Below are 7434 nucleotides of genomic sequence, written 5' to 3' on the forward strand. Positions count from 1 at the left end.
TCGAGAGCCGACAAAAGCCGGATATCGGCGAAAGGGGCTTGGATCTGCGAATTTCAACGCTGAGCCCGGGCGAATTTCCGATACCAGCCATCGGATGCCTGCGTCTTGCGCAGGATCGATTTGCGGGTCACCGCCTCACCTTCGCTTTCCGACCGGATATCGGCGGCAAGGTCGGTCGTTTCCCGGCGGAAGGGAATGATCTGCACGATCGGCGTGCCGCGCTCCAGAACATGCAATCCATCTTCACCGATGGCGAAAAACGGAAAATGGATTTCCGACTGGTAGCTGTCGGTATCCACCACGCCCGAAACAATTTCGAACACGCCGTTCGGGCGGTTCAGCGGCGGTAGGAACAGGCAGCTCCAGCCCGGCGGCGTAACGATGGTCCAGTAATTGTGAAACTTGCAGGGCGGCATCGGTTCGCGCGGATTTCCGGCCACCTGGTGGTTAGCGTGGTTGCTGACCATGGTGCGGTCAAAATCCCAGCCGCAATCCACCGTCTGTCCACCATCGGAGATCTGCATGCGCACCGTCGCGGCAAGGCCAATGATCCACCCCGTTGCCATTGCATCGAGAAACGGCATGCAACGCTTAACGGTGAGGCCGTTATCGGTCGTCGAAAGACGCGCCTCGGTGACGGGCGGCAGTTTGCGAAACCATTCCGGCAGCGCGGTTTTTGCCCTCACGGGCACGGGGATGATGCCCTCGTCCTCGTTCCTGCAGAGGAAAGTCACTCTCGGTTCGGGCTTTTTCAGCAGTGGCAGTGTCATGATCGTTCTCCTCGCAGCATATGCGTGGAGAACGGCGCAGGTTAGAACTTATTCCGAACGCATCTGAAGAATCATTCGGCCATTCCGGCGAGCGCGTTTCTTTCAGCCTCTGCGGCAAGCGGTTCACCGGCTTCGATCGAAGCGAGATAGGCGTCGATCGTTTCCTGAGAGGATGCTGGCACGTAACCTTCTGAACGCGGCGACGACAACGCCAGACGCGTGACCCACGCGCCATTTGTGCGGCATGCAACGGTTGCAGTCGTCTCGTTGCGCCGTTTCAATTCGTACTCCCGGCAGAGTTCTCCCCGACCGTCAACAAAACTTGAAACGATATGCAGCGCCTCGGATTGGCCGAGCGTGACATCGCTGCCGGAAGGTTGCTGGTCAAGCGCGGCAAACAAGGCGTTTTCGGAGGCCCCCTCCAGGTCGACATTGCCTCGGCCCGCCATATATCCGCCGACACCGGTGATGACGGCAAGGATGGAAGCCGCGATCGGCATCATCCAAGGCCGCCTACTACGGAAATGCATCCGTTTTTCGGGGCGTTGGAAGGCAAGCACCTTGTGCTCGGCCGCCTCTGTCATGCGCCGAACGGATGTCGCAAGTGCTTCCGGCACCGGCTCATCGATCAACGGCTTCATGGCGGCCCCAACAGCCATGCGAGTGTCGAGAAAGACGGCCAGCCGTTCGGCCAGCGTCTCGTCTGTCTCGAGCGCCGTCTCCAGCCGCTGGCTGGTCGCCGCGTCCAGTTCGCCATCAGCAAATGCCATCAATGTTTCGTCGTCAAAGTGTTCCATAGTCATGCAACGCCGCCTTTCGTATCGGACGAACGTTTCTCCCCAAGGCTTATTCCCGTCAGTTCGGCCAGATTTTTGCGCGCCCGCGCCAGACGGCTCATCACCGTGCCGATAGGAATGGCGAGCACGTCGGCCGCATCGCGATAGCTCAGCTCCTCCACGCAGACCAGAACGAGCACTTCGCGTTGTTCTTCCGGCAGTTTCTGCAAAGCAGTCGCCACTTCCATCAGTTCCATACGGGCATGGGTTGCGGCCTCTCCCGAAGGGACTGACACGTCATAGGCTTTCTCGATTTCATCCTGCGGACCGGCAGTGCGGGCGCGGCGCAGATGATCAATCCAGAGATTGCGCAGGATACGGAACATCCAGGCGTCAAAGCGCGTATCCGGCGCGAAACTGTCGGCGGCGACGATTGCACGCTCACAGGCGGCTTGCACGAGATCATCGGCCAGTTCTCGCGAGTGGCAAAGCGAAATCGCAAATCGGCGCAGATTGGGTAAAAACTCCACCAACCGCTGTGGCACTGTGCGCGTGTCATTCGTCATGCGATTTGTTTGGCACGGCAGGGAATATTTTGTCGAGATAAACGTCTATCCAAGATAGCATTCCCGTGCTTGTTGGGAATATTTCAGCTGTTTTTCTACTGGAGATAGCGCTTTGTCGACGATTGCACCACCCCGCTTCAGATTTATCCTGGTGATACTCGTTGCCATCGGTGGCATGGCCGCAATGCCACTGCTTCAATCCGTCGGCATCGCACCTGGCGTTGCTGCGGCATTTGCGGATGATGACGACGATAACAACGACGACGATGATAGCGGCAACAGCGCCGGATCCTCTGGCGGCTCTTCCGGCGGTGAAAACCGTGGTGATGATGGCAGGCGTCTGAGAGGCGACCTACGATCGTTGTTTAGGTGGCCATTTCAACGAGCGGAACGTCCTGCGCCACCAAGACGTGCTGTCGCCATTCCTGATCGCGCTCGCGACGAAATCGTCGCCTTGGGCCTCGACGAGGCAACGATCGCAAGCCTGACGCAAGACGGTTTCGTGATTGATGAGCGAACAACAATCGCGCTTACCGGTAGCGAATTGGTCAAGCTGACGATACCGCGTGGTATGACCCTAGATGTCGCGCGTCAGGCCGTCGTTGCCGCCGCACCCTCAGCTAATGTGGATTTCAACCATTTCTATCAGCCCGAGGAGAAAGACACAGCGTCCTGCCCCGGCGGCGACTGCAAGCTTATTCGCCATATCGTCGACTGGCCGCTAGAAGCTGGTAACGGGCGAGCGACAGGTTGCGGCGCTCCCTTGCCGATCGGCCTGGTCGACACCGCCATCAACGCCGATCATGCCTCGCTTGCCGAGGCGACTATCGAAGTGCTGCAATTGGGGGACGGCACCAACCCCAGCTCTGCGGCGCAACACGGCACTGCCGTTGCCGCTCTCCTCGTCGGCTCTTCCGGCAGCCGCGCTCCCGGCCTGCTTCCCGGCGGCAGACTGGTCGCGATCGATGCCTTCCAGCGCTATGGCAGGGCTACCGATATAGCCGACATCTACGATCTCATACGGGCACTTGATATGCTGGCCGCCCGCAATATCAGGATCGTCAACCTCAGTCTCAGCGGGCCGCCGAACATGCTGTTGGAACAGGCTGTGCGCGCCATCATCGACAAGGATACAATTCTGATTGCAGCCGCCGGCAACGAAGGGCCGAACGCCAAACCGGTCTATCCCGCCGCCTACGCTGATGTGATCGCCGTTACCGCTGTCGACCGGAACATGAAACCTTATCGGCGTGCGGTTCGTGGCGATCATATCGACATCGCCGCTCCAGGCGTTGGGGTATGGACGGCGGCCTCCATTTCGGGCGGCAGGCAAAAGAGCGGCACCTCGTTTGCCGCACCTTTCGTAACAGCGGCTGCTGCCCTGCTGCTCGGCGCCAACCCGGAAATGGAACCCGATGAGGTGGCGGACGCCCTAACGCGTTCGGCAAACGACATGGGCGAGCCGGGCAAGGATGCGATATTCGGCTGGGGCCTGCTGAACGCAAAGGTGCTGTGCCAGAGTTGATCTCCGCAAGCCCGTGTTCGAAAAGAATGCCCGGCGCGTAGGCCGGGCACGATATTTTCTGTTCTCGATGGCTCAGTCTCAATCGTCGTCGTCATCGTCGTCGTCGTCATCACTGCGATAACGACGGCTGTAACGGCGATCGTCGTCATCGTCATCGTCATCCGCAAGGATGACCTGCGAGAGTGTGGATGCCTGCGGTTGTGCACGTGGCATGGCCTGCACCTTATGTGCTGAGGCCATCAGCGTGACCACGGCAATTAGGGCCATGCCGCTTGTGACAAAACTTCGGTTCATGTCTGTTCTCCTTCCGTGTCCGAGGGCGATACGTGTCGATGAACGTGGAAGTCGCTGACTTATTCCGGCGGCGATGCGTTTTCTGCATCATTGATCTTATTTTGCGAAAACACACCGAGACCGGGAATATCCATCGTCATCAAACGTTCATAATCGGGCATGGGGAGATCGGAGCCGACCGGCCGCCTCCCCCGAACCGAAACTGCCCTCTGATGACGGCGTTATGTGAAGGAGGCCAAGTGATGGTGCACCTTATGTCCTTGCCCACGGCAAATCAGCAGAAAGACAAAACGGCGATTGCGGAGCAAGGGCCAGTTGTATCGGTCAGACACCTTAAACAGGTGGTCGCAGCGTTGTTGATCGGTTTTGCCTCCGTGCTGATCTTTTTGGCAATTGACGGCCTGACCATGTCGATGCGGACAACGCTCTTCATCTTCTTCTCTGCGATTATCGGTTGGACGGTGCTAGAATTGCCTGAAACTTCAGTTGCGCTGGCGGGCGCAGTCGCGCTTGCCGTAGTTGGCGCTATACCTGAAGATCTGGTTTACCGCTCGTTGGGCAATGACATCATCTGGCTGTTGTTGTCGGCCTTCGTGATCGCCGCAGTTCTAAGGCATGTGGGCCTGATCGAACAGGTGACTGACCGACTGATGCCGAAGATGCGCAGCATTCGCTCAATGTTCTGGACGTTAACGCTGCTTACTTTCGCAACTGCTTTCGTCATCCCCTCCACATCGGCTCGGGCGGCCATCTTGATGCCGGTCTATCTCGGCCTCTCATCGGCAATCGGCAATACGAGGGTTTCGCGCGCGCTCGGCCTGCTTTTTCCAACCGTCATACTTCTCTCAGCCGGCGCTTCGCTGATTGGCGCCGGAGCGCATCTTGTTGCCTCCGGCTTTTTGTTACGCTTCAACGGCACGCAACCGGACTTCATCGGCTGGCTGGTGCTGGCCGGTCCTTTTTCGCTGATAACCTGCCTTATCGCCTGCGCCATATTGCTTCATGTGTTCATGAGCAAGGAGGAACGCGACATGGCTCCTGACGCCAGCCTTTCACCAGGCCGCCCTACCGCCCTGTCGCGTCAGCAGGTCGCGGTAGCGGCCACAGTCGGCGGCACGGTATTGATGTTCTCCGCCCAGTCCTTTCACGGTATTGACATATCCTTGGTCGCAGTCGTGGCAGCCCTTGTCCTTTGTACGCCAAATATCTCCGGCCTGACGCTGAAGGCCGCGCTAAAAAATGTTGAGTGGAATCTGCTTCTGTTCATGGCGGGCACGCTGGTCATCGGCGAAGCACTAATTGAAACGGGCACGGCCCAGATGCTAACCGATCGGCTGGTGAGCGTTTTTCGCCAGAGCATGATTACGGCGCCCGTCATCATCATCTCGTTTGCAGTGATCATCGCGACCTTTTCTCATCTGGTGATCACCTCGCGGACGGCGCGGGCGACGGTGCTCATCCCAGCCTTCGCGTTGCCGCTCTCGGCTTTTGGCGTCGATCCGGCTGTTCTTGTGATGGTTGTGACGCTGGCAAGCGGCTTTTGCCAGATGACCATGGTATCGGCTAAACCGGTCGTGCTGTTCGGTGGGCTGGAACCTGCGGCCTTTACCCAAGGCGATCTGCGCAAGCTCGGTTATTTGCTCGTCCCGCCTTTCATGTTTCTGCTTATTCTCGTGGCAACCGTGCTGTGGCCGTTGCAGGGATTCTCCAGAGGACATTGAGCAAAAACAATAATCTAGAACCTTCAAGAGCCGCTCAATGCGGCTCATTTTTATTTAGCCGAATAAATTTATTTCGCGCTGGAATAAGCGTCGAATCATCACGTTTTCCTCATGTCACTTATTTGTCATGAAAGGATAATGCCCATGCCCTTCCGCGTCGTCGTTGCCCCCTCCGGTTTCAAGGAAAGTCTTTCGGCCGAACAGGCCGCCGACTGCATCGAAAAAGGCGTTCTGCGCGCGTTTCCCGGCTCCGTCGTCACAAAGGTTCCGATGGCCGATGGTGGTGAGGGATTTACCCGGGCGCTGGTGAACGCAACCAATGGCACGATCCATCCGGTTACCGTCACCGGGCCGGTTGGACAGCCGGTACAGGCCTTTGTCGGGTTTCTGGGAGGCTCTTCGGAACCGACCGCAGTCATCGAGATGGCCGCCGCTGCCGGCCTCAGCCTCGTCCCGCGCGGTCGTCGCAATCCCTGCCTGACCACGAGTTACGGCGTCGGTGAACTCGTGCGGGCCGCACTTGATCGCGGCGCAAAGCGGATCTTGCTCGGTTGCGGCGACAGCGGCATCAACGATGGCGGAGCCGGCATGGCGCAGGCGCTGGGTATCCGGCTTCTGGACACCGACGGCAACGAGCTCGACCGAGGCGGTGCGGCACTCACGCAGTTAAACCGTATAGACATTAAAAATCGTGACCCTCGCCTTGCGCGGGTTCGTATCGATGCCGCTGTCAATTGGCACAACCAGCTACTCGGTAAGCGAGGTGTGGCCCGCGTTTTCGGACCGCAGAAAGGCGCAACACCCGAACAGGTCGAGCGATTGGCCGCAGCTATGGAGACTTATGCAGCCCACATTCAAAACGCCACTGGCGTAGATGTCGGCTCCGCACCAGGTGCCGGAGCCTCGGGTGGTCTGGGTGCCGCCGTTCTCGGTCTCCTCTGCGGCGCACTTCATCCCCGCTACGAGATCGTCATGCAGTATCTCGAGGTCGATGACTACATTCACGACGCCGACCTAGTGATCACGGCGGAAGGCAGCCTTGATGGCCAGACACCCTTTGGCAAGGTTCCGGCTGAAATCGCACGACGCGCCAAGGCAGCCGGTGTCCCAGTGGTGGCGCTTGCAGGCACGATCGGAAAGGGCGTGCGGCTCAATCTCGATTGCGGCATAGATGCCTTCGCATCGATCCTGACGCGCCCCTGCTCCCTGGAAGACGCTATCTCGTCCGCGCCAAAGCTTCTGTCCCGCGCAGCAGAAGACATGATGAGGATGATTATGATCGGCGCGACACTGCGACTGTCTTTTTCCACAGCAAGGTAGAATTTGGAAAAATTCAGTCATTTCAGATTGATCGCCCACGCTGAACTTGGCCATTTGGAACGGAATTTTCCCAGGCCGGGCCAAACATTACATGTTGGCGTAAACCGGCCCTTCGCCGGGCATTCCCGCTGACGGCGGTCCGTGCGGGCCGGGCCAACATTACATGTTGGCGTATACCGGCCCTTCGCCGCCTTGTGGCGGAACCCAGTTGATGTTCTGGTTGGGGTCCTTGATGTCACACGTCTTACAGTGAACGCAGTTCTGCGCATTGATGACGTAGGTCTCCTGGCCGTCCTTCTCCACCCATTCGTAAACGCCGGCCGGGCAATAACGCGTCGATGGTCCCGCATAAACATCGTGCTCGGACGATTTCTGCAGCGCCATGTCCTTCACCTGAAGATGCACCGGCTGGTCTTCTTCATGGTTGGTCGAGGACAGGAACACCGATGACAGGCGGTCGAA

At 58.5% G+C, this 7434-nt stretch carries 8 protein-coding genes; 3 read left to right on the plus strand and 5 right to left on the minus strand.

The genetic code is table 11. From position 1 onward, the window contains the following. Positions 1-53 precede the first annotated feature (53 nt). The 3 genes from ACIQT8_RS24970 to ACIQT8_RS24980 form a co-directional block, all read right to left on the minus strand. Positions 54-770, minus strand: coding sequence for a DUF6065 family protein (locus tag ACIQT8_RS24970; RefSeq protein WP_262527056.1), 717 nt, complete (start codon positions 768-770; stop codon positions 54-56). 71 nt (positions 771-841) lie between these two features. Continuing rightward, complete coding sequence (locus ACIQT8_RS24975; protein ID WP_400971194.1) at positions 842-1573, minus strand: anti-sigma factor family protein; 732 nt, start codon at positions 1571-1573, stop codon at positions 842-844. After that, positions 1570-2112: an RNA polymerase sigma factor gene (locus ACIQT8_RS24980; RefSeq protein ID WP_400971197.1), complete on the minus strand. Its 543-nt coding sequence runs from the start codon at positions 2110-2112 to the stop codon at positions 1570-1572. The genes ACIQT8_RS24975 and ACIQT8_RS24980 overlap by 4 nt, the downstream gene beginning before the upstream one ends. A gap of 112 nt (positions 2113-2224) precedes the next feature. Here ACIQT8_RS24980 and ACIQT8_RS24985 point away from each other — a divergent pair, with 112 nt between their 5' ends. Continuing rightward, entirely contained in the window at positions 2225-3637 is a 1413-nt protein-coding gene (locus ACIQT8_RS24985; RefSeq protein WP_400971200.1) for a S8 family serine peptidase, read from the plus strand. A 78-nt stretch (positions 3638-3715) separates the two neighbouring features. On the opposite strand, the gene ACIQT8_RS24990 is transcribed toward ACIQT8_RS24985, so the two are convergent. After that, a complete protein-coding gene (locus ACIQT8_RS24990; protein ID WP_400971203.1) occupies positions 3716-3931 on the minus strand; it encodes a hypothetical protein in 216 nt (71 codons plus the stop codon). Between the two features lie 38 nt (positions 3932-3969). Here ACIQT8_RS24990 and ACIQT8_RS24995 point away from each other — a divergent pair, with 38 nt between their 5' ends. Both ACIQT8_RS24995 and ACIQT8_RS25000 read left to right on the plus strand, forming a co-directional pair. Beyond that, complete coding sequence (locus ACIQT8_RS24995) at positions 3970-5652, plus strand: SLC13 family permease (RefSeq protein ID WP_400971206.1); 1683 nt, start codon at positions 3970-3972, stop codon at positions 5650-5652. Between the two features lie 144 nt (positions 5653-5796). After that, the gene (locus ACIQT8_RS25000) at positions 5797-6972 is read left to right on the plus strand and encodes a glycerate kinase (protein WP_400971209.1); all 1176 of its coding nucleotides are present in this window, start codon (positions 5797-5799) and stop codon (positions 6970-6972) included. A gap of 159 nt (positions 6973-7131) precedes the next feature. Here the strand turns inward: ACIQT8_RS25000 and ACIQT8_RS25005 are convergent. Further along, positions 7132-7434: 4Fe-4S dicluster domain-containing protein (locus ACIQT8_RS25005; protein ID WP_400964314.1), on the minus strand; the 303-nt coding region annotated here is incomplete at its 5' end.

It is taken from the genome of Agrobacterium sp. NPDC090273 (assembly GCF_044772305.1).
In the GTDB taxonomy this organism is placed as follows: Bacteria; Pseudomonadota; Alphaproteobacteria; order Rhizobiales; family Rhizobiaceae; genus Agrobacterium.